This window comes from Arthrobacter sp. Y3221159 (genome assembly GCF_059089885.1).
In genome coordinates, this window is record NZ_JBNHFC010000026.1 from 1 (window position 1) to 21,079 (window position 21,079).

At 66.2% G+C, this 21,079-nt stretch carries 19 protein-coding genes and 1 tRNA gene; 4 read left to right on the plus strand and 16 right to left on the minus strand.

Annotated elements, in window-relative coordinates; translation table 11 throughout:
- Window positions 1–128 precede the first annotated feature (128 nt).
- Window positions 129–3,527: a pyruvate carboxylase gene (locus tag AC5RT3_RS19055; protein ID WP_494124948.1), complete on the minus strand. Its 3,399-nt coding sequence runs from the start codon at window positions 3,525–3,527 to the stop codon at window positions 129–131.
- Between the two features lie 301 nt (window positions 3,528–3,828).
- Between AC5RT3_RS19055 and AC5RT3_RS19060 the strand changes: the two genes are divergently transcribed.
- On the plus strand, window positions 3,829–4,647 hold the full coding sequence (locus AC5RT3_RS19060) for a ParA family protein (RefSeq protein WP_494053685.1): 819 nt from the start codon (window positions 3,829–3,831) through the stop codon (window positions 4,645–4,647).
- 106 nt (window positions 4,648–4,753) lie between these two features.
- Here AC5RT3_RS19060 and AC5RT3_RS19065 read toward each other — a convergent pair whose 3' ends face one another.
- The 5 genes from AC5RT3_RS19065 to gcvH form a co-directional block, all read right to left on the minus strand.
- The gene (locus tag AC5RT3_RS19065) at window positions 4,754–5,347 is read right to left on the minus strand and encodes a MerR family transcriptional regulator (protein ID WP_009358601.1); all 594 of its coding nucleotides are present in this window, start codon (window positions 5,345–5,347) and stop codon (window positions 4,754–4,756) included.
- A 230-nt stretch (window positions 5,348–5,577) separates the two neighbouring features.
- A complete protein-coding gene (locus AC5RT3_RS19070; protein ID WP_494011976.1) occupies window positions 5,578–6,081 on the minus strand; it encodes a bifunctional nuclease family protein in 504 nt (167 codons plus the stop codon).
- Window positions 6,081–6,797: a transcriptional regulator FtsR gene (ftsR, locus tag AC5RT3_RS19075; protein WP_133352406.1), complete on the minus strand. Its 717-nt coding sequence runs from the start codon at window positions 6,795–6,797 to the stop codon at window positions 6,081–6,083. The genes AC5RT3_RS19070 and ftsR overlap by 1 nt, the downstream gene beginning before the upstream one ends.
- A gap of 23 nt (window positions 6,798–6,820) precedes the next feature.
- Window positions 6,821–7,297 carry an FHA domain-containing protein gene (locus tag AC5RT3_RS19080; RefSeq protein ID WP_494011977.1) on the minus strand — a complete coding sequence of 159 codons (477 nt, stop codon included), beginning with the start codon at window positions 7,295–7,297 and terminating at the stop codon, window positions 6,821–6,823.
- 156 nt (window positions 7,298–7,453) lie between these two features.
- Complete coding sequence (gene gcvH / locus AC5RT3_RS19085) at window positions 7,454–7,840, minus strand: glycine cleavage system protein GcvH (protein ID WP_009358597.1); 387 nt, start codon at window positions 7,838–7,840, stop codon at window positions 7,454–7,456.
- 165 nt (window positions 7,841–8,005) lie between these two features.
- On the opposite strand from gcvH, the gene AC5RT3_RS19090 reads away from it, so the two are divergent.
- Window positions 8,006–8,875 (plus strand): Fpg/Nei family DNA glycosylase, encoded by an 870-nt coding sequence (locus tag AC5RT3_RS19090; protein WP_494053683.1) that lies wholly within the window; start codon window positions 8,006–8,008, stop codon window positions 8,873–8,875.
- A gap of 82 nt (window positions 8,876–8,957) precedes the next feature.
- Here AC5RT3_RS19090 and AC5RT3_RS19095 read toward each other — a convergent pair.
- The 10 genes from AC5RT3_RS19095 to AC5RT3_RS19140 all read right to left on the minus strand — a co-directional run bounded on the left by AC5RT3_RS19095 (window position 8,958) and on the right by AC5RT3_RS19140 (window position 18,514).
- Window positions 8,958–9,034 (minus strand) — tRNA-Pro (locus AC5RT3_RS19095).
- 132 nt (window positions 9,035–9,166) lie between these two features.
- Window positions 9,167–10,717: a ribosome biogenesis GTPase Der gene (gene der / locus AC5RT3_RS19100; protein ID WP_009358989.1), complete on the minus strand. Its 1,551-nt coding sequence runs from the start codon at window positions 10,715–10,717 to the stop codon at window positions 9,167–9,169.
- A 10-nt stretch (window positions 10,718–10,727) separates the two neighbouring features.
- Window positions 10,728–11,408 (minus strand): lysophospholipid acyltransferase family protein, encoded by a 681-nt coding sequence (locus AC5RT3_RS19105; RefSeq protein WP_494124959.1) that lies wholly within the window; start codon window positions 11,406–11,408, stop codon window positions 10,728–10,730.
- Between the two features lie 31 nt (window positions 11,409–11,439).
- A complete protein-coding gene (gene cmk / locus AC5RT3_RS19110; RefSeq protein ID WP_494053680.1) occupies window positions 11,440–12,153 on the minus strand; it encodes a (d)CMP kinase in 714 nt (237 codons plus the stop codon).
- Window positions 12,150–13,262, minus strand: coding sequence for a prephenate dehydrogenase (locus AC5RT3_RS19115; protein WP_494124949.1), 1,113 nt, complete (start codon window positions 13,260–13,262; stop codon window positions 12,150–12,152). The genes cmk and AC5RT3_RS19115 overlap by 4 nt, the downstream gene beginning before the upstream one ends.
- A 3-nt stretch (window positions 13,263–13,265) precedes the next feature.
- On the minus strand, window positions 13,266–14,453 hold the full coding sequence (locus AC5RT3_RS19120) for a pseudouridine synthase (RefSeq protein WP_494124950.1): 1,188 nt from the start codon (window positions 14,451–14,453) through the stop codon (window positions 13,266–13,268).
- Between the two features lie 106 nt (window positions 14,454–14,559).
- Window positions 14,560–15,192, minus strand: a complete 633-nt coding sequence (scpB, locus tag AC5RT3_RS19125) for an SMC-Scp complex subunit ScpB (RefSeq protein ID WP_494124960.1) — start codon at window positions 15,190–15,192, stop codon at window positions 14,560–14,562.
- 23 nt (window positions 15,193–15,215) lie between these two features.
- On the minus strand, window positions 15,216–16,028 hold the full coding sequence (locus AC5RT3_RS19130; protein ID WP_494124951.1) for a segregation and condensation protein A: 813 nt from the start codon (window positions 16,026–16,028) through the stop codon (window positions 15,216–15,218).
- A gap of 8 nt (window positions 16,029–16,036) precedes the next feature.
- Window positions 16,037–16,936 (minus strand): ParA family protein, encoded by a 900-nt coding sequence (locus tag AC5RT3_RS19135; RefSeq protein ID WP_133352394.1) that lies wholly within the window; start codon window positions 16,934–16,936, stop codon window positions 16,037–16,039.
- A gap of 228 nt (window positions 16,937–17,164) precedes the next feature.
- Complete coding sequence (locus tag AC5RT3_RS19140) at window positions 17,165–18,514, minus strand: cation:dicarboxylate symporter family transporter (RefSeq protein WP_494053676.1); 1,350 nt, start codon at window positions 18,512–18,514, stop codon at window positions 17,165–17,167.
- Between the two features lie 156 nt (window positions 18,515–18,670).
- On the opposite strand from AC5RT3_RS19140, the gene AC5RT3_RS19145 reads away from it, so the two are divergent.
- The gene (locus AC5RT3_RS19145; protein WP_494124952.1) at window positions 18,671–20,305 is read left to right on the plus strand and encodes a sensor histidine kinase; all 1,635 of its coding nucleotides are present in this window, start codon (window positions 18,671–18,673) and stop codon (window positions 20,303–20,305) included.
- A complete protein-coding gene (locus tag AC5RT3_RS19150; protein WP_494053674.1) occupies window positions 20,302–21,015 on the plus strand; it encodes a response regulator in 714 nt (237 codons plus the stop codon). Before AC5RT3_RS19145 ends, AC5RT3_RS19150 begins: the two co-directional genes overlap by 4 nt.
- Window positions 21,016–21,079: the final 64 nt, after the last annotated feature.

Genomic DNA, 21,079 nt, shown 5'->3' on the forward strand with positions numbered 1-21,079 from the left:
GCTGATCCTCAGACAACGAACTAGACGCACGCATAAAACTGCTCCCCGGGAGTCGGAACTGAATTTCTCAGTCCAACTCCCGGGGAGCAGTTCAACTCGTGAAGGACCCTTTGTTGTTATGGCTGGTGTTACTGCTCGACCACCAGGAGCAGGTCTCCGCCCTGCACCTGCTCCACCGAGGAGATGGCGAGGCGGGAAACCTTGCCGCCCACCGGCGTCGTAATGGAAGCCTCCATCTTCATCGCCTCGATGGTGGCCACGGTGTCTCCGGCGTTGACGGTCTCGCCGGCCTTGACCGTGACGGTCACGGCACCGGCGAACGGGGCCGCAACGTGGCCCGGCTGCGCCGGGTCTGCCTTCTCGGCGGACTTGACGTTGCTCACCACCGAACGGTCGCGCACCACCACGGGCCGGGACTGGCCGTTGAGGGTACACATCACGGTGCGCATGCCCTTTTCGTCGGGCTCCGAGACAGCCTCCAGGGAGGCGATCAGCCGCACGCCCTTCTCCAGCTGGATCTCGTGCTCCTGGCCGCGCTGGAGCCCGTACAGGTAATCGCGCGTATCCAGGACCGAGATGTTGCCGTAGGTCTCCACGCTCTTCAGGTAGTCCTTGGTGGGGCCGTCAAAGAGCAGCCGGTTCAGCGTGTGCTGGCGGGTCTTGGAGTCGGACTTCAGGGCAGCGCTGTCCTCGGAGCTGAGCTCCGCGTCGCGGACCTTCACGCTCCGGCCCTGCAGGGCCTTGGTGCGGAAGGGCTCCGGCCAGCCTCCGGGAGGATCACCGAGCTCGCCGGACAGGAAGCCGATGACGGAATCCGGGATGTCGTAGTTCTGCGGGTTCTCGTTGAAGTCGGCAGGGTCCGCGTTGAGGCCCACCAGGTGCAGGGCGAGGTCGCCCACAACCTTGGAGGACGGCGTTACCTTGACCAGGTGGCCCAGGATGCGGTCGGCAGCGGTGTACATGTCCTCGATGGCTTCAAACCGCTCCCCCAGGCCCAGCGCCATTGCCTGCTGCCGCAGGTTGGACAGCTGCCCGCCCGGGATCTCGTGCTTGTAAACCCGGCCGGTGGGTCCCGGAAGGCCGGACTCGAAGGGGGCGTAGACCCGGCGGACCGCTTCCCAGTAGGGCTCCAGGGAGCTGACGGCGTCCAGATCCAGGCCGGTATCGCGCGGAGTGTGCTCCAGGGCCGCGACCAAAGCCGACGCCGAGACCTGGCTGGTGGTGCCGGCCAGGGATGCGGAGGCCACGTCCACAGCGTCCACGCCTGCGTCGACAGCCGCCAGGAGGGTGGCCAGCTGGCCGCCGGCGGTGTCGTGGGTGTGCAGGTGCACCGGCAGGTCGAAGCGTTCGCGCAGGGCCGCGACAAGCTTGGCGGCGGCAGCGGGACGCAGCAGGCCTGCCATGTCCTTGATGGCCAGGATGTGCGCACCGGCGTCGACGATCTTCTGGGCCAGCCCAAGGTAGTAGTCCAGCGTGTACAGCGTTTCCTTGGGATCCAGCATGTCGCCGGTGTAGCACAGTGCCACTTCGGCGACGGCGGTGCCCGTGGCGCGGACGGCGCGGATCGCGGGTGCCATCTGGCTGACGTCGTTCAGCGCGTCGAAGATGCGGAAGATGTCGATGCCTGTTGCTGCGGCCTCATTGACGAACGCCTCGGTGACCTCTTCCGGGTACGGCGTGTAGCCCACCGTATTGCGGCCGCGGAGCAGCATCTGCAGGCAGACGTTCGGCAGCGCCTTGCGCAGCGCCGCCAGCCGGTCCCAGGGGTCTTCGCCGAGGAAGCGGAGTGCGACGTCGTAGGTGGCGCCGCCCCAGCACTCGACCGACAGCAGTTCCGGCATAAGCGCGGTCACGGCAGGACCGGCGGCAACAAGGTCGCGGGTGCGGACACGGGTTGCAAGCAGGGATTGGTGTGCGTCGCGGAACGTTGTGTCCGTCACCGCCACTGCCTGCTGCTCCCGGAGCGCCCTGGCGAACCCTTCCGGTCCCAGTTCAAGGAGCTTCTGCCGTGAGCCGGCGGTGGCCGGCCGGTCCTTGACGGACGGAAGCTTGTCTGCCGGGTTGGAGTGGACCGTCAGCTCGCCGTTCGGCTTGTTGACGGTGACCTCGGCCAGCCAGGTGAGGAGCTTGGTGCCACGGTCGGCGGACACTCTGGCCTTGAGCAGCTGGGGGCGTTCGTCGATGAAGTTGGTGGCGACGTCGCCGGCGATGAAGTCCGGATCGTCGAGCACGGCCTGCAGGAAGGAGATGTTGGTGGAGACGCCGCGGATGCGGAATTCTGCGAGGGCACGGCGGGCGCGTGCCACGGCGGCGGGGTAGTCCCGGCCGCGGCAGGTGAGCTTGACCAGCATGGAGTCGAAGTGGGGGCTGATCTCAGCACCCGAGTAGACGGTGCCGCCGTCCAGCCGGACGCCTGCGCCGCCGGCGGAACGGTAGCCGGTGATCTTTCCGACGTCGGGCCGGAAGCCGTTGGCGGGGTCCTCGGTGGTGATGCGGCTCTGCAGGGCCGCGCCCTTGAGGTGGACGGTTTCCTGGGAAAGGCCGAGGTCTGCAAGCGTCTCACCGGAGGCGATCCGCATCTGCGCCTGCACCAGGTCGACGTCGGTCACCTCTTCGGTGACGGTGTGCTCCACCTGGATGCGCGGGTTCATTTCAATGAACACGTGCTGGCCGGCGCGTTCACCGGCGGTGTCCACGAGGAACTCCACCGTGCCGGCGTTGACGTAGTTGAGCGCCTTGGCGAACTTGACGGCGTCGCGGTAGAGGGCCTGGCGGATGCCCTCGTCCAGGTTGGGCGCCGGGGCGATCTCGATGACCTTCTGGTGGCGGCGCTGAATGGAGCAGTCGCGCTCGAACAGGTGCATCACGTTGCCCTCGGCGTCGGCCAGGATCTGCACCTCGATGTGGCGGGGGCGCAGGACGGCCTGCTCCAGGAACATGGTGGGGTCGCCGAAAGCGGCATCGGCTTCACGCATGGCGGACTTCAGCGCTTCGGGCAGCGCCTCACGCGTGTCCACCCGGCGCATGCCGCGGCCACCGCCGCCGGCCACTGCCTTCGCAAAGATGGGGAAGCCGATCTCGTCCGCAGCCGCAAGGAGTTCGTCCAGGTCCTTGGAGGGTTCACTGGACTTAAGGACGGGTACGCCGGCCTCGCGGGCGGCCTTGAGCGCCGCCACCTTATTGCCTGCCAGTTCCAGCACTTCCGCCGGCGGACCAACAAAGGTGATGCCGGCTTCCTTGGCCGCACGGGCCAGGTCCGGATTCTCGGACAGGAAACCGTAGCCGGGGTAGATGGCGTCCGCACCGGACTCCTTGGCCACCCGGATGACCTCTTTGACGTCCAGGTAGGCCCGGACGGGGTGTCCTTCTTCGCCGATCAGGTACGCCTCGTCCGCTTTCTGGCGGTGGATGGAGTTCCTGTCCTCTTGGGGAAAAACGGCAACGGTCTTGGCGCCTAGCTCGTAGCCGGCGCGGAAGGCCCTGATCGCGATTTCGCCGCGGTTGGCCACCAGAACTTTGGAAAACATACTTCTCCTGCATCATTGCGGGTGGATCGGTGAGTGGTCACAGTGTCTAGGACCTACAAGGACAAACACAAATCTTTGTGTCGACCATCACAGATTTCCCCGTCATGTCCCGATCGCTTCCGCCTGTCGCGGCGGAAAGCGCCCCGGCAGCATAGTGGATGCCATGCCGACCCCCGATAAGGCGGGATTCGCCAACGCATCCACATATGATGAGTAGGGCGGCAGGACCGTCCGGCTTCGGCGCTGCCGGAGCAAACATTACTCCCAACACGGCATCCGGCGTTAGGTTTTGGTCTCTCAAGTGCAAGTAGTCAGCATCAGCAGCCTTAAGGGTGGAGTCGGCAAGACTTCCGTCACCACAGGATTGGCGTCTGCGGCGCTGGCCGCGGGCGTCAGCACGCTGGTGGTGGACCTCGATCCGCACGCCGACGCAACTACCGCATTGGGCGTTCAGCCCGGGGACCAACTGGATATCGGCAGGATGCTCAAGAGCCCGCGCCGCGCCAAACTGGCGGAGAACGTCGTTGGCAGCAGCTGGACAGCCCGGGCCGCCTCCAACGGTTCCGGCCGCGCGGTCCTGGACGTCGCCGTCGGCTCGGCCTATACGGGTATCTACGACCGGCCGGACCTGGGCCGCCGCGACCTCCGCCGGCTCTCAACGGTGCTGGCCGGCGCGGACAACTACCAGCTGGTCCTGGTCGACTGCCCGCCGTCACTCAACGGGCTTACCCGGATGGCCTGGTCCGCCAGCGACAAGGTTGCCCTCGTAGCCGAGCCGGGACTCTTCTCGGTAGCGGGTACGGAACGTACCATGCGCGCCATCCAGCTGTTCCGGCAGGAATTCGCCCCCAACCTCTCCCCGGCCGGCATTGTGGCCAACCGGGTCCGCACCGGTTCCTCCGAGCACAGCTACCGGCTGGCCGAAATGGAGTCCATGTTCGGCGAGCTCCTCCTGAGCCCGCGCATCCCGGAGCAGGCCAACTGGCAGCAGATCCAGGGCGCCGCCCACCCGGTGCACCACTGGCCGGGAGAGTCGGCGAAGTCTGCGGCCGCCCTCTTCGATGACCTGCTGGCCAACCTGATGGAAGTGGGCAGCGGGCTGCGCAGCCGCGCCAGGTAGGCCTGGCGCTTCCCAGCCGACGCCGGGCGGGACCGATACCGGACCACCAGACAGCAAGAGGGCCGCTCCCATGGGAGCGGCCCTCTGCCGTTTAAGTAATGGCGGCTCAGCTGATCTTGCGTGCTGCGCGGCGCTTGCTCAGCTCGTCGTCGGGAAAGGATTGTTCGGCGGCGTGTTCGCTGGGCAGCGAAGCAAGGCTGCCTTCCACCTCGCGCCAGACCCGGCCCACGGCAATGCCGAACACGCCCTGTCCGCCCTGGACGAGGTCGATGACTTCGTCAGCGGAGGTGCACTCGTACACGCTGGCGCCATCGCTCATCAGGGTGATCTGCGCCAGGTCCTCGACGCCGCGTTCACGCAGGTGTTCCACCGCGGTGCGGATCTGCTGCAGGGAAACGCCCGTGTCCAGGAGCCGCTTGACCACCTTGAGGACCAGGATGTCGCGGAAGCCGTACAGCCGCTGGGATCCGGAGCCGGCAGCGCCGCGGACGGCGGGTTCCACCAGCCCGGTGCGTGCCCAGTAGTCCAGTTGCCGGTAGGTAATGCCGGCCGCCTTGCATGCGGTGGGTCCGCGGTATCCGGCATCCTCGTCCAGCACGGGAAGGTCCTCGGTGAACAGGAGGCCCTGGGCACCGCTTGCCGGCACAGCAACACCAGCCGTGGGTTGTTTCAGCCCGCCTGCTTCGCCTTTGGGACTCACCTGGATCCTCCTTGTCCTGCGCTCCCGGGGAACACCTGCAGCAGCTGGCATGAAAAGCATGCATGTAATTTTCGCGGGGCGCACTTTCCAGTGTGACTTGCGCGGCTGCCATAGGCAATGGGAACTTGATACTTCGACGTTAGGCCCGGCAGGGCCCGAGGTCAAAGACCTTGGAGGCTTTGGGCAGGCGTGTCGAAACTTTCAGCCTTAACTTTAACCTTAACGTGACCTTAGCCGTCGAAGTCTTCAGGCTCCACGTCGTCAAGGAATTCGCGGAACCGCCGGAGCTCGCGCTCCTCATCCACGGTGGGGCCCGGATCGGTGTCCTCGCCCTCGTCGTGCTCGGTGATGCGGACTCCAGCCTCGTCCATTACTGAATCGGCGCACCAGATGCGGCACTTGGCCCGGAGGGCGACGGCGAGGGCGTCGGAGGCCCGGGAGCTCACCGTGGTGCCGTTTTCAAACTGCAGCTGTCCGTAGAAGATGTTGTCCTCAACCGCCACGATGTTGACGCTGACCACGCTGTGGCCGAGCGACTCCACTACATCCACCAGGAGGTCGTGCGTCATGGGGCGCGGGGGGACCACACCCTGCTGGGCAAGGGCGATGGCGCTGGCCTCGGGGGTGCCGATCCAGATGGGAACATGCCGTTCCCCGTGCATCTCCCGCAGCAGGACCAGGGGCTGGTTGGAAGGCAGTTCGATCCGAACGCCTACAATCTCGACTTCAATCATCAGATGTCCATGCGTGAGATGTGGTCCTGCACCAGGGCGCGGTGCAGGGTGAGGCAAAGGTCGCTGATCTCACGGGCGGCCTCTGCAGCCCGTGCCTGGGACGCGGAGTCCTTCCGTGACGCAAGTGGTGCCACCGCCCGTTCCACCAGGCCGAACTCGCGTTCCGCCGCCGCCTGGAAGGGCCGCAGGTGCCGGGGCTCCAGCCCATGGCTTTCCAGCTGTACGCAGGCGCGCGCAACCTGGAGGGCGTGTTCGTCGAACATGCCGTTGCTGTGGCTGATGAGCCCGAAATCCAGGAGTGCCTGGAGCAGGGGGACGCTGGCGCCGGATTCCGTGCGGAGCTGTTCCTCCGTGAGCTTGCGCCCGCGGTTCTGAAGCTCTGCGGCCAGCTCGTCGGAGACGATGCGCGGCGAAACCACGACGCCGGGCGGAAGGTTCTCCGGCCGCTCTCCCCTGTCGATGGCGTCAAGGTAGTCCTTGATGACTTTCAGGGGGAGGTACTGGTCCCGCTGCAGCGCCAGGACGAAGCGCAGCCGTTCCACGTCGCCGTCGGAATACTGCCGGTAGCCCGCAGGAGTCCGCCGCGGGTTAATAAGTCCCTTTTCCTCGAGGAACCGGATCTTGGACGCCGTCATGCCCGGGAAGTCGGCGCTCAACTGCGCGAGGACTTCCCCTATGTTCAGGACCTGCGGTCCCCGGCGTTCCGGTTGTGCCATTGCCACAGGCAGCGGTCCCCGGATCAGCCGCGGCCTGCAGCGGTGGCAGGGCTCAGGTAGAAGGTGAGGCGGAACTTGCCGATCTGGACCTCGCTGCCGGACTTGAGCTCCACAGCGTCCACGCGGTCATGGTTGACGTAGGTACCGTTGAGGCTGTTCATATCCACCACCTCGAAGCTCCGGGCAGTACGGCGGAACTCCACATGCCGGCGGGAAACGGTGACGTCATCAAGGAAGATGTCAGCGTCGGGGTGCCGGCCGGCGGTGGTGACGTCCGAATCCAGCAGGAACCGGGCGCCGGCGTTGGGGCCGCTGTGCGCCACCAGCAGCGCGGAACCCGCAGGCAGGGCCTCGACGGAGCTGCGCTCCTCGGAGGACAGCTTGGGGGCGATGGTGGGCTCGTCCCTGACGGGGGTCAGGTTGATGGAGGTGGTCTCCGACGCCTTAGCCGCACCCGTTCCGTATCCCCCATCGGCAGGGTTCGATGTGTGGCCAGCCATGGATTCCTCCTCTTCCCGCTGCAGCCCTCCGGCATGCAACCAACGTTTGCCCTCCGGACCTGCCCGGCAGGTCCGGCACCGGCTCCCCATCCGGCCCTTGACGTGCGAAGACGTCCTGCCTGCGACGCGGGGCCGGACCGGATGTACCGGTTAGCTTTAGCCTACCTGTTGTTCGTACTCCGATGCACTGAGCAATGAATCAACGGCATCGGCCTCGGCCAGTTTGACCTCGATCAGCCAGCCGTCACCATAGGGATCCGTGTTGATCAGCGCGGAATCGGTGTCCAGGGACTCGTTGCGGGCCACCACTTCACCGCTGACCGGGGCGTAGATGTCGCTGACGCTCTTGGTGGACTCCACCTCGCCCACCACTTCGTTTGCCGTAATTTTGGTGCCGATCTCGGGCATCTGGGCGTAGACAACATCTCCAAGCGCGTCCTGCGCGAAGTCGGTAATGCCCACGCGGACCACGCCGTCGGCATTGGGAGCGGAGACCCACTCGTGTTCGGCGGTGTAGGACAGGTCTTCGGGAATGTTGCTCATGGGGGGCCTTTCATCGGGTCAATCTCGAAGGTCACGGGGCCCGGGAAACAGACCGCCGCTGAAAGTATAGGCACATCCGGCGGGGCGTCCACCGGGCTTTCTGACAAGATGGGAGCCATGAGCGTGCGCAACGATGCAGGACGTCCGGGACCCGGCAGGTAGGCCATGCCGGAACTTCCCGAAGTGGCCGGCCTGGCCCGGTTCCTCGACGAGCAGCTGCGGGGCTGCGTCCTCGACAAGCTGCAGATTGTCTCCTTTGCCGTGCTGAAGACGGCGGACCCGCCCTACTCGTCCCTGGCGGGCCGGACAGTGTCCGGGGTCCGCCGGTTCGGGAAGTTCATCAGCATCGACACCGATGGCATCTCCCTGGTGTTCCACCTGGCCCGGGCCGGCTGGCTGCGCTACACGGACTCCCCCGCCAACGGCCAGCTGAAGATGGGCAAGGGCCTCATCGCGGTCCGTTGTACCTTCACCGGCCCGGACGGGCCGAGGGGGTTTGACCTCACGGAGGCGGGGACAAAGAAGAGCCTGGCCGTCTACGTGGTGCGGGACCCGCAGGACGTGCCTGGAATCGCCACGCTGGGTCCGGATCCTTTCACGGCGGCGTTCGACGCCGGCATGCTGGCTGAGATCCTGGCCGGCAGTTCCCAGCAGATCAAGGGGCTGCTGCGGAGCCAGAGCGTCATAGCGGGCATCGGCAACGCCTACAGTGACGAGATCCTGCATGCGGCCCGGATCTCTCCGTTTGCCACGGCCAAGTCCCTGGACCGGGAGACAGCGCAGGTTCTCTATGACGCCATCCACGACGTCCTGGGTGCAGCCTTGGCGGAGGCCGGCGGCAAACCGCCCAAGGAGCTCAAGGACGTGAAGCGGAGCCACATGCGTGTCCACGCCAGGACCGGCTTGCCGTGCCCGGTGTGCGGAGACACGGTGCGCGAAGTTTCCTTCGCTGATACCGCCCTGCAGTACTGCCCGACCTGCCAGACGAAGGGAAAGATCCTCGCGGACCGCCGGACTTCGAAGTTCCTGAAGTAGGCGGGCTTTCCAGGAGGAGACAGTCCCCCTGCACACAAAAAAGCGGAAGCGCCGGAGTTGATCTCCGGCGCTTCCGCTTTTTTGGTCGGGCTGACAGGATTTGAACCTGCGACCCCTTGACCCCCAGTCAAGTGCGCTACCAAGCTGCGCTACAGCCCGCTGGTTCCGCCGTTCTCCGCTGATTTCCATCAGCAGTCCGGCCGAACCACCTAGAAGAGCTTACACGATCCGGAAGGGTGCCAGTGACACTTTCGGGGTTTCAATCCCAACGTGTCGAAGGCAACATCCGGATCAGCGCTTCCGGCCCCGCTTTTCCCGCACGCGCATGCTGACCTCGATGGGGGTGCCCTCGAAGCCGAAGGTTTCACGGAGCCTGCGGGTGATGAAACGGCGGTATCCGGGATCGAGGAATCCGGTGGTGAACAGCACGAACTTGGGCGGCCGGCTGGACGCCTGCGTTCCGAAGAGGATGCGGGGCTGCTTGCCGCCGCGGACCGGGTGCGGGTGTGCCGCCACCAGCTCGCCCAGGAAGGCGTTCAGCCGCCCCGTGGGGATGCGCCGGTCCCAGTTTTCCAGGGCCAGGTCCAGGGCGGGCACCAGGCGGTCCTTGTGCCAGCCGGTTTTGGCAGAGATGTTGACCCGGGGCGCCCAGTCCACATGCGCCAGGTCCTGCTCGATCTCGCGCTCCAGGTAGCGGCGGCGCTCGTCGTCCAGCAGGTCCCACTTGTTGAAGGCCAGAACCAGAGCGCGGCCGGACTCGATGGCCAGCTGCAGGATGCGGACATCCTGCTCACTAAGGACTTCGTCCACGGCGAGGAGCACGACGGCGACCTCCGCCTTTTCGAGCGCGGCCTGGGTCCGGAGCGAGGCGTAGTAGTCCGCGCCTTGCGCCATGTGCTGGCGGCGGCGGATACCGGCCGTGTCCACGAAGCGCCAGGTGCGCCCACCGAGTTCGATGAACTCATCCACGGGGTCGCGGGTGGTTCCGGCAGTGTTGTCCACCACCACGCGCTCGGATCCGGCCAGCTTGTTCAGCAGGGACGACTTGCCCACGTTGGGGCGCCCGATCAAGGCGATCCGGCGCGGCCCGCCGGAACGCTCCAGGCCTTCGATGGTTGAAAATTCCGGCAGCACGTCCATCACGTGGTCGAGCAGGTCCGCCACTCCGCGGCCGTGGAGCGCGGAGACGGGGTACGGTTCGCCGAAGCCAAGGCCCCACAAAACGGCGGAATCGGCCTCCTGTGCGAAGTCGTCCACTTTGTTGGCCACCAGGATGACCGGTTTCTTGCTGCGGCGCAGCATCTTCATCACGGCCTCATCGGTGGCGGTGGCACCTACGGCCGAGTCGACGACGAACAGGACGGCGTCGGCGAGTTCCACAGCCATCTCGGCCTGCTCCGCGACCCGGGCGTGGATGCCGCGGGCGTCGTGCTCCCAGCCGCCGGTGTCCACGAGGGTGAAGTTGCGGCCGTTCCAGTTCGCGGAGTACATGACGCGGTCGCGGGTCACGCCGGGGGTGTCCTCCACCACGGCTTCGCGACGGCCCAGGATGCGGTTCACCAGGGTGGACTTGCCCACGTTCGGGCGCCCGATGATGGCCAGGACCGGGTCAAGCTTGACCGGGCCTTCGAAGTCCTCGTCGCCGTACTCCCCGCTGAGCAGGGCGGCGTCTTCCTCATCGAGGTCGTAGTCTTCCAGGCCGGCCCGGAGGGAGGCGGCGCGAAGCTCGGCCTCGTCGTCGTCAATGGCTGCCAGCCGTTCGGCCACCTGGTCGGTGCCCGTGGGCGTGTATTCGTCTTCGCCTGGGCCCGAGAGGCCGGGGGTCTGCGTGGTGTCGCTCATTGCACTGTCCTTAGTGGTCATCTGCCGGCGTCCCGGCTACTGCTGTTAAGTCTTTGGAGGTTTCGGCGAAAGGCAGGGGCTGGCCGCTGAGCTGGACGCTGTCCCGGACGTGCCCTGCCAGTGCCGCGCGGATCTCCTGCGCCGCCCTGTCCATTGAAGCACGGCCGCTTTCGCCGGCCCGGCGGCCCAGGGTGAGGGCTGTGCCGAAGCTGACGTGGAAGCGCCGGCCGGGCGGCGGCACGAAGTCAAGGTGCTCGTTCCCGGTACGGGTGCCAAGGATCGCCACCGGCACCACCGGGGCTCCGGTGTTCAGGGCGAGCCATGCAACCCCGCCGTTGATTCCGGAGGCTTCCCCGCTCCCCCGGGTTCCTTCGGGGAGGATCCCCACGCAGCGGCCGGCGTCGAGCAGTTCCCTGCTGCGCTGCAGCGCGGCCCTGTCACCGCGCCGGTCAACGGGCAACTGGCCGGAGGCGGTCAGCACCCGGCCCAGGAAGCCCTTGAACATTTCCCGCTTGACCAGGATGTGCATGGGCCGCGGCGAGGCGCCAAACATCACGGGACCGTCCAGGAAGCTGATGTGGTTTCCGGCAAAGATCACCGGACCCCCGGTGGGGACGTTCGCCTTGCCGATGACGGTGGTCCGGTAGACGAGGTGGTCCAGGACCCAGCCCACCGGCCGGCTCCAGGACATGGTCCAGCCTGACGGGACGCCCGGCCTGGCATCAGTCACGGTTGAGGACCTTGGTGACAATGACCAGGGCAGCGTCAACAGTCTGCTCGAAGTCCAGGTCAGAGGAATCCAGCGTAACCACGCCGTCGGCCGCCTGCGTGAAATTCACCACGGTGGAGTCCTTGGCGTCCCGGTGGGTCACCTGCGCGGCCAGCTGCTCCGCGTTCTGCGTTCCGCCCAGCTGGATCCCGCGGCGGCGCAGCCGGGCTTCCTCGCTGGCCGTCAGCAGCATCCGGACTTCCGCTCCGGGCGCGACGACGGTGGTGATGTCCCTGCCTTCCACCACCATGCGGCGGTGGTGCTTTTCGATCAGCTCCCGCTGCCGGCGGATGAGTTCGGTCCTGGCACCCAGGGTGGTGGCAACGGCGCTGACGGCCGACGAGATGGCCGGCTCCCGGATCGCGTCCGTGACGTCCACCCCGCCCACCCGCACGAATTCCTGCTGCGGGCTGGTGCTCAGCTCCAGCACGAGGTCGCGTGATGCCTGTTCCACGGAGGCGGCATCGTCCAGGTCGATGCCGTTGGTAACGCAGTACCAGGTCAGCGCGCGGTACATGGCCCCGGTATCAAGGTAGGCAAGGCGTAGCCTGCGGGCCACTTCCTTGCTGACGCTGGACTTGCCGGATCCTGAGGGGCCATCAATGGCAACGACCAGCGGCCTGCCGATACGCAGCCCGGGCATGGTGTCGAGAAGTTCCTGTGTCATGACTGAAGTACCCGCCATCCGCGGTCGTTTAATGCTTCGATCAGGTGGTCGTGCTTGTTCGGCAACACTGACAATTCCACCATGCCCACGTTCTGTCCGGATGAGTGGTCCAGCCGCAGGTCTTCAACGTTAACGCCGATTTCACCGATCTCGGTGAGCAGCCGGGCGATCTGGCCGGGCTTGTCGTCCACCAGGACCGTCAGCCAGGAATAAGCCTGCGGCGGGCCGCCGTGCTTGCCGGGGATCCGCGCCTGGCCTGCGTTGCCCTCGCTCATCAGCTGCGCGAGATCAAGGCGCGCACCGGGGGCCGTGGGCTGTTCCAGCGTGTTGATCAGGCGGTTCAGGTCCTCCCTGACGCCGTAGAGGATCTCCACCACCTTGGCCGCATTGCCGCCCAGGATCTGCACCCACAGCGTGGGATCGCTGGCGGCGATCCGGGTGACGTCCCGCAGGCCGTTGCCGGCCAGGGACAGGGCGTGCAGCGGGGTTCCCTGCAGCCTGCTGGCCAGCAGTGAGGACATGACCTGCGGCAGGTGGGACACCAGTGCCACGGCCTCGTCGTGTTCGTCAGCAGTGAACTGTGAAACAACCGCGCCAAGGTCGGCGGCCAGTGCCCGGGCAGTCTGCAGGGCGGCTCCGGAGGTTTCCTCGGAAGGGCACACCACCCAGGGCATGGAGGTGAACAGCTCGCCGCGCGCGGCAACCGGTCCTGACTTCTCCCGCCCTGCCATGGGGTGGGTGCCCACGTAGCGGGATAGGTCCACACCACTGCTCCGCAGCCGGGCGAGGATGTCCGCTTTCACGCTGGCGATGTCCACCACCACCGAATCCGGGTAGTCCGCAAGGGCCTGGCGCACCACCTCCGCCGTGACGTCAGGCGGCGCAGCAACCACCACGAGCTGGGGCCGGCTGCTGCCCAGTTCGGACAGCGGACGGCCTGCACCGATATCAACTGCCACGGCCTGGTTGGTTGGCGAGGGGTCGGACAGGAAGACCGGCACTCCGCGGCCCCGCAGCCCCAGGCCGATGCTGGCTCCGAGCAGGCCGGTGCCGAGCACCACCACCGGACCGTCCAGGTGCCCGCGGCCCTGGCTCTTGAAAGCGGACACGGCTCAGAGTCCTACGGATGCCAGCAGGTGGCCTATCTCCTGCTTGCCGAGGTTCCGGATGCTGCCCTGGCGCTGGTCCCCCAGTCCGATGGGACCAACCTTGACCCGGACCAGCCGCTGGACCGGGAAGCCGACGGCGTCGAACATCCGGCGGACAATGCGGTTCTTGCCCGAGTGCAGCACGACTTCGATCAGCACGTGGCCGGGCGTGGAGTCAACCAGCCGGAAGGAGTCCACGGAGGCAAGGCCGTCCTCCAGTTCAACACCGGCCTTCAGCTGCGCGCCGATCCCGTGGGGGAAGGGGCCGCGGACCTGGACCAGGTAGGTCTTGGGGACTTCGTAGGAGGGGTGGGTCAGCCGGTTGGCAAGTTCGCCGTCGTTGGTCAGCAGCAGCAGACCCTCGGTACCAACGTCCAGGCGGCCCACGTGGAAGAGCCGCTCGCCCTTGTTCTTGGTGTTCTTAAGGAAATCGCTGATGCACGGCCGGCCCTCGGGATCCTCCATGGTGGAGACAACGCCCTTGGGCTTGTTGAACACCATGTAGACCAGGTTTTCGTCCAACTGGATCCGCAGGCCGTCAACGTGGATGACGGCAGTCTTGGGATCCACGCGTACACCGAGTTCGGTGACCACCTGGCCGTCCACCTCCACGCGCCCTTCGGCGATCATTTCCTCACAGACGCGGCGCGACGCCACGCCGGCGGACGCCATGACCTTTTGCAGGCGGATGCCATCGGCGTCGTGGAGTTCCGACTGCGGCACGTCGCGGCCGGGCCCCTTCCTGCGCGAGGGCTTGCGGAGCGGGCCGAGGTTCTGGCCGAAGCGTTCGCTGCCGAAGGCGCGCGAAGCGGCGGCACCCGGTGCCGCGGTGCGGGGCTTGGCCTTGGGCGCACCCGGGGTTCCGGGAGCCTTCTTCGCACCAGGCTTGCGCGCTGACGGCTTCCGCGACGACGGCTTGGCGGGCTTGTCAGTAGCGCCGCGCCCCTGGCGGGCGCCGGCTTCATCGGGATCGACGAAACGTTCCTCGCGCGGTTTGGGTGCCCGGTGCGGGCGTTCGCCGCCGAATCCTGTGGCGCGCTTTGCTGCCCCTCCCCGTGAGCCGCCACCGGCGCTGCCTCCGGGGGTATTGCGTTGTGGGAGATTGCGTCCCGAACCGCTGCGTGGTGAACCCTGGCGTCCCGCCTGTGTCATGACCCGTCCTTCAATGTTCCTGGCTGTCAAGGGTGTCTAACAACAACCCTAGCCAGCCCTGCAGATTTACTCTGCCCTGATAAATAATTCCTGTGCAGGCCGCGGCCTACATTCTTTCAGCGTCGTAGAACTCCGCGATGCCTTCCAGCCCCGGCAGATGCGGGGACAGCTGCGGCAGGTCCGCCACTGAGCTGATTCCCAGACGCTCCAAAAAGTAGGAGGTGGTCCGGTAAAGGATTGCTCCGGACTCGGGATCCGTTCCCGCGTCCTCGATCAGCCCGCGCTGGGCCAGTGTCCGTACAACAGAGTCAACGTTGACGCCGCGAATCGCAGACACCCGTGCCCGGGAAACCGGCTGGCGGTAAGCAATGACCGCGAGTGTTTCCAATGCCGCCTGGGTGAGTCTGGCCGTCTGCCCTTCGAGCACATATTTGCCGACGATGTCAGCAAATTCTGCCCGCGAGTAGATGCGCCAGCCACCGGCGATGTTCCGCAATTCAAAACCCCGGGGGCTGGAACCAAAACCAGGCGTGCTGGCCGTTTCCGTATCCGGGGCCTTACCAGTATAGCCGTTATACTCGAGCGCCAGTTCTGCCAGCAGGGTTTTGACCTCGTCGACCGTCAGGTCGAGCCCGGCGGCCAGTTCCTCCTCGGCGGCCGGCAGGTCGAGGACCATCAGTACTGCCTCCAGTGCAGCCTTGGCCCCGCCGGGCAGGTCATGGACCGACTGCCCGGGCATTGAGCCGTCCGGCCGCTGCACGTTCACGCTTGCACCTCGTATTCCTCGCTCAAATTCTCGGCTGACCAGTCCCCCAGCCCGGCAACCCAGTGGACGGCCAGGTCGGCCAGGGGTGAAAGCTGGTCGAAGGAGACCGCCTTGTCCCGGTAGAGCTCCAGGAGCGCCAGGAAGCGGGCCACCACCACCAGGGTGGAGTCGGCGTCGGAAATCAGCGCCCGGAAGGTCTGCGGCGAGTCCTGCTGCAGACGCAGTCCCAGGATCTCCGCCTGCTCTTTGACGCTGACCTGGCTGCCGTGCAGGTGGGCGGTCCCCACCTCGGTGGGTTGTGTGGCTTTGGGCCGGAGGGCCGCCGCAGCCAGGGCGGCGAACTGTTCCGGGGTGTGTTTCCACACCAGTTCGGGCAGCATCCGCGCGAAGTGTTCCTCCAGCGCCACCTGCCTGGGGAAGCGCTGCCCCTCCTGGTGGAGGGTCTCGCCCAGCAGGCCTGCCACGTGCTTGAAGGCCTTGTACTGGAGGAGCCTGGCAAAAAGCAGGTCGCGGGCTTCGAGCAGCGCAATGTCCTCGTCATCCTCCACCTCCCCCGCGGGCAGCAGCCGGGCGGCCTTGAGGTCCAGCAGCGTTGCCGCGATCACCAGGAATTCGCTGGCCTCGTCGAGGGCCCATTCCTCGCCGAGATCCTGCAGCTTACGGATGTACCTGATGAATTCGTCGGTCACCGTGGCGAGCGCCACCTCGGTGATATCCAGCTGATGCTTGGCGATGAGGCCCAGCAAGAGGTCGAAAGGACCCGTGAAGTTGGCCAGCCGCACCTCGAAGCCGGGCTTGGAGTCGGCCACGGCTATGGCTACGGCGCTCCGCCGCGCGAGATCAGTTCCTTGGCAAGCCGGCGGTACGCGTCCGCGCCCACATGGGTGGCGGCGTAGCTGGTGATGGGTTCCGCGGCGACGGTGGCGTCGGCAAACTTGATGGACCGCTTGATCACGGTCTCAAAGACCTTGTCCCCGAAGGCCTCCACCAGCCGGGTGATGACCTCGCGGCTGTGCAGGGTGCGGGCATCATACATGGTGGCGAGGACCCCGTCCACCTGCAGGCGGGGGTTGAGCCGGTCCTGGACTTTGTCGATGGTTTCCACCAGCAGGGCCACGGCGCGCAGGGCGAAGAACTCGCAGATCAGCGGAATAATTACCCCGTGTGCCGCGGTGAGGGCGTTGACGGTCAGGAGGCCAAGGGACGGCTGGCAGTCGATGAGGACGACGTCGTAATCGTCCTCGACCTTCTTCAGCGCCCGGTCCAGCACCTGCTCGCGGGCAACCTCGTTGACCAGCTGGACTTCCGCGGCGGAGAGGTCGATGTTGGCAGGCAGCAGGTCCACGTTGTCCACGCCCGTCTGGTGGATCGCCTGGCGGATGTCCACCTTGCGGTCCATCAGGACGTTGTAGACAGTGAGGTCAAGCTCGTGCGGATTGACGCCCAGGCCGGCGGACAGCGCACCCTGGGGGTCGAAGTCGACCAGGAGGACGCGGCGCCCGTATTCTGCCAGTGCCGCAGCCAGGTTGATGGTTGAGGTGGTCTTTCCGACGCCGCCCTTTTGGTTCACCATGGCGATGACGCGGGCCGGACCGTGGGAGGAAAGCGGCGCGGGTTCCGGGAACTCGCGGTATGGGCGCCCCGTGGGGCCCATCACCGCGTTGTCCAGGTCGAATGCGGTGCCTTCCAGAGTTGCTGAACCCTGTTCGCTGCTCACGTATCTGTCCACACTTTCGATGACGGGGATGTCCTGCCGCTGGATGGCCAGCGCCGTTCCTTCTTCTCCCCAAGGCTACAGGGGCCGACACGGTATTCCACGGAACTTGACTTTCCGCGAATGGTGAGCCTGACCCTCTAGTAGAGGTCGAAGGTTCCCCGTCCGGGTTACAGAAAACGCCCCCGCAGCGTTGGCTGCGGAGGCGTTTACCGGTTGGCGGGCCGGGGGTCAGGCGTTGACCGGAACCGGGCGGGCCTCGGCCTGCTCCGGAGCCGGATCACCGTGGTGGTGGGCCAGCATCGTTGCTTCGTCGAAGGGCTCCTGGCCGGAGAGGACGCTGTCAACCTGGCTGCCGTCGATCTCCTTGACCCAGGTGCCGATCAGGATGGTGGCCACGGCATTGCCGGTGAAGTTGGTCAGTGCCCGGGCCTCGGACATGAAGCGGTCGATGCCCACGATCATGCCGACGCCGCCGAGCAGTTCGGGCTTGTGGGCCTGCAGGCCTGCCGCCAGCGTTGCCAGTCCGGCGCCGGTGACGCCGGCGGCGCCCTTGGAGGCGATGATCATGAAGACCAGCAGGGAGATCTGCGCACCCAGGTCCAGGGGCGTTCCCATGGCGTTGGCGACGAAGAGCGATGCCATGGTCAGGTAGATGGCCGTGCCGTCCAGGTTGAAGGAGTAGCCGGTGGGAACAGTCACGCCGACGACCGGTTTGGAGACGCCCAGGTGTTCCATCTTGGCGATGAGGCGGGGCAGTGCCGCTTCGGAGGACGAGGTGGAGAAGATGAGCAGGTATTCCCGGCCCAGGTACTTCATCAGCTTGAAGATGTTGACGCCGGTGACCACCTTGAGCAGGCCGCCGAGGATGATCACGATGAACAGTGCGCAGGTGATGTAGAAGGCTGCCATCAGGGTGAACATGCTGACAATGGCCTGGAAGCCGGTAGCTCCCACGACGGCCGCGATGGCACCGAAGGCGCCCACGGGGGCAAGCCACATGATCATGATCAGGATGCGGAAGACCAGGACCTGGCCGTGGCCGATGGCTTTGAGGATGGGAGCGCCCTGCGGGCCCATCTTCTGGAGGGCGAACCCTACGAGGATGGCAGCAAAGAGGGTGGGCAGGACCGGAATGTCGCCCGGGATGATGCCGAGCAGGAAGGCGACGGTGCTGTCGACCTCTGCCTTCTTGGAAGGATCGTACGGCGCCAGCTTCAGTCCTTCGCCCGGGTGGATCAGGTTGCCCACCACCAAACCGATGCCCAATGCGAACGTCGACATCGCGACGAAGTAGCCCAGCGCCAGGCCGCCTACCTTGCCCACGGTTGCCGCCTTGGCGATGGAGCCGATGCCCAGGACGATGGTGCAGAAGATCACCGGAGCGATCATCATCTTGATGAGCTTGATGAAGCCGTCGCCCAGGGGCTTGAGCGACTTGCCCACCTCGGGGAACATCAGGCCGACGACGGCGCCAAGGATCACGGCGGCGATGACGGCGATGTAGAGGTAGTGCGACTTGTCGATGCCCTTGCGCCGCGACTTCACGGTGTCGAGCGACTCTCCTCGTTGAGAAGCCATGATGTGTCTCCTTATGGATAATCTGATAGACGCTGCGGCACAGTCTCTGGGCTCTACGCGTCCTTGCGGTGTGACATCCATCATTGGCCACGCCGTGACCCAGCTCACCGTTGCGTTCATATTGGTCGCGGCACACCAACTTGGCCGGAGGTAGACATGATCCAGCGCTGGAGCATCGCCCGGCGGCTTTTCGTGGCGAACCTCCTCATCGTGGTGGTGTTCATCGCCATCGTGGGGTCCGCCACCTACGTCGACGCCCGCGACCGGACGTACGACGAGGCCGGCCTGCGGATGGCGGGCATTGCCAGTTCAATTGCCGCCAGCCCCCTGGTGCTCGAGGCCGCCGCGTCACCGGACCCGTCAGCCCTGCTGCAGCCGTACGCCATGGACGTCATGGCCGCTGCCGACGTCGACTTCATCACCATCATGGCGACCGACCGCACCCGGTGGACCCACCCGCGGCCCGAGGAACTGGGGCGGCCGTACATTGGTTCCATCGATGCCGCATTGCAGGGCGGGGAACTCACCGAGGTCACGGCCGGAACCCTGGGACCGTCAGTGCGGACGATCGTCCCGGTGAAGGATGAAGCCGGCAGGGTCAGGGCGCTGGTTGCCGCCGGCGTCACGGTGGGCACCGTGGACATTGCCTTCGCAGCGCGCCTGCCTGCCCTTTTGGCCATAGGGCTGGCACTGCTGGTGGGCGGATCCTGGGCCTCCTGGCTGCTCGGCCGGTACCTCCGCCGGGTCACCCGCGGCTGGGGGCCGGAGCAACTGGCCCAACTGTTCGCCTACTACGAGTCCGTGCTGCACTCGGTCCGCGAAGGACTCATCCTGATCGACACCAAGGGCAGGGTGGTGATGTACAACGACCAGGCCGCCGAGCTCCTGGGCCTGGCCGAGGCAGGCAGCAAGGACCCCACCCGCCCGCCGGCACTGGCCGACCTTCCCCTCGACGAGGGGCTTCGGGGCCTGTTCGAGTCCGGCCGCACCGCCAAGGACGAGATCGTCCTCACGGGCTCCCGCGTGCTGGTCATCAACCAGGGGCCGGCAATAAGCCCGGAGACTCCTGACCGGCGCGGAAGGAACGCGGTGTACGGGACCGTGGCCACGCTCCGCGACAGGACGGAAATCGAATCCTTGGGCAATGAACTGGAAACCATGCGGACTCTCTCGGACGCGCTGCGGGCGCAGACGCACGAACATGCGAACCGGCTGCACACGATGGTCTCGCTCCTGGAGTTGGGCCGCACCCGGGAGGCCCTGGACTTCGCCACCCGGGACCTGGAACTCAGCCAGCAATTGACGGACGAGATGGTGGGCTCCGTGGGCGAGCCGGTCCTCAGCGCCCTGGTCATGGGCAAGGTGGCCGAAGCCCATGAGCGGGGCGTCCAACTGGATGTTGCCACCCTTGGGTCCGGAACAGCGGCAGGCATAGCAGTGCAGGATCTGGTGACCATTTTGGGAAACCTGTTGGACAACGCCATCGATGCCGCGGCCGAAGGGACGCCGCCCCGACGGGTGGAGCTGACCGTGGAGTCCGATGAGGAAGGACTGGACATCGCCGTGCACGACACGGGGGCACCCCTTGAGGCCGCCGCAGCCGGGAACATCTTCCGGCACGGCTACAGCACCAAGCCGGCGGGACCGGGCGGCCGCGGCATCGGCCTCGCCCTCGTCCGCCAGGCGGTGCAGCGGCTGGGAGGTACGCTGACCATCAACGGACGGCGCGGTGCCAAATTCGAAGTATTCCTGCCCGCGGCGGTATCCCCGGGGAAGGAGCTCGACGCGTGAGCGACATCCGGGTCCTCGTGGTCGAGGACGAGGCCGTTGCCTCAGCCGCGCACGCGGCGTACGTCGGAAGGCTGCCTGGATTCGAGCTGGCCGGAACCGCTCCCGACGGGCAGTCCGCGCTCCGGCTCCTGAACGAATTCTCGGCGGCAGGCAAGCCTGTGGAACTGGTCCTGCTGGACATGAACCTGCCGGACCTCCACGGCCTGGACATCGCCCGCAGGATGCGTGCTGCCGGCATTCTTGCCGACATCATTGCAATCACGGCCGTCAGGGAACTGGCCATCGTGCGCAGCGCGGTGGCCATCGGTGTGGTGCAGTACTTGATCAAGCCGTTCACGTTCGCCACCTTCGCTGACAAGCTGGAGAGCTACCGGCTGTTCCGCCAACAGCTGGCAGGCCCCGGCTCGGGGTCCGGGAAATCAGCGGCATCCCAAAGCGAAGTGGACCAGGCGTTCGCCAGCCTGCGGGCGCCGTCGGAACTGCCGTTGCCAAAGGGGCTGTCCGTGTCCACGCTGGAGTCCGTTCAGGAGTTCCTGAAGCGGCACCAGGATGCGGTGTCCGCCACTGAGGTAATGGACGCGCTCGGGATGTCCCGGGTTACTGCCCGCCGCTACCTGGAATACCTTGCCGACGCAGGCACCGTCTCCCGCACTGCACGGTACGGAACGCCCGGGAGGCCGGAGAATGAATACCGCTGGAGCGGCAGGTAGCCCCGGCACTGCTGTATACAAAAGGACGGATTATTCCGGCGCTTTTCCGAAAAGTAGTTCCCTT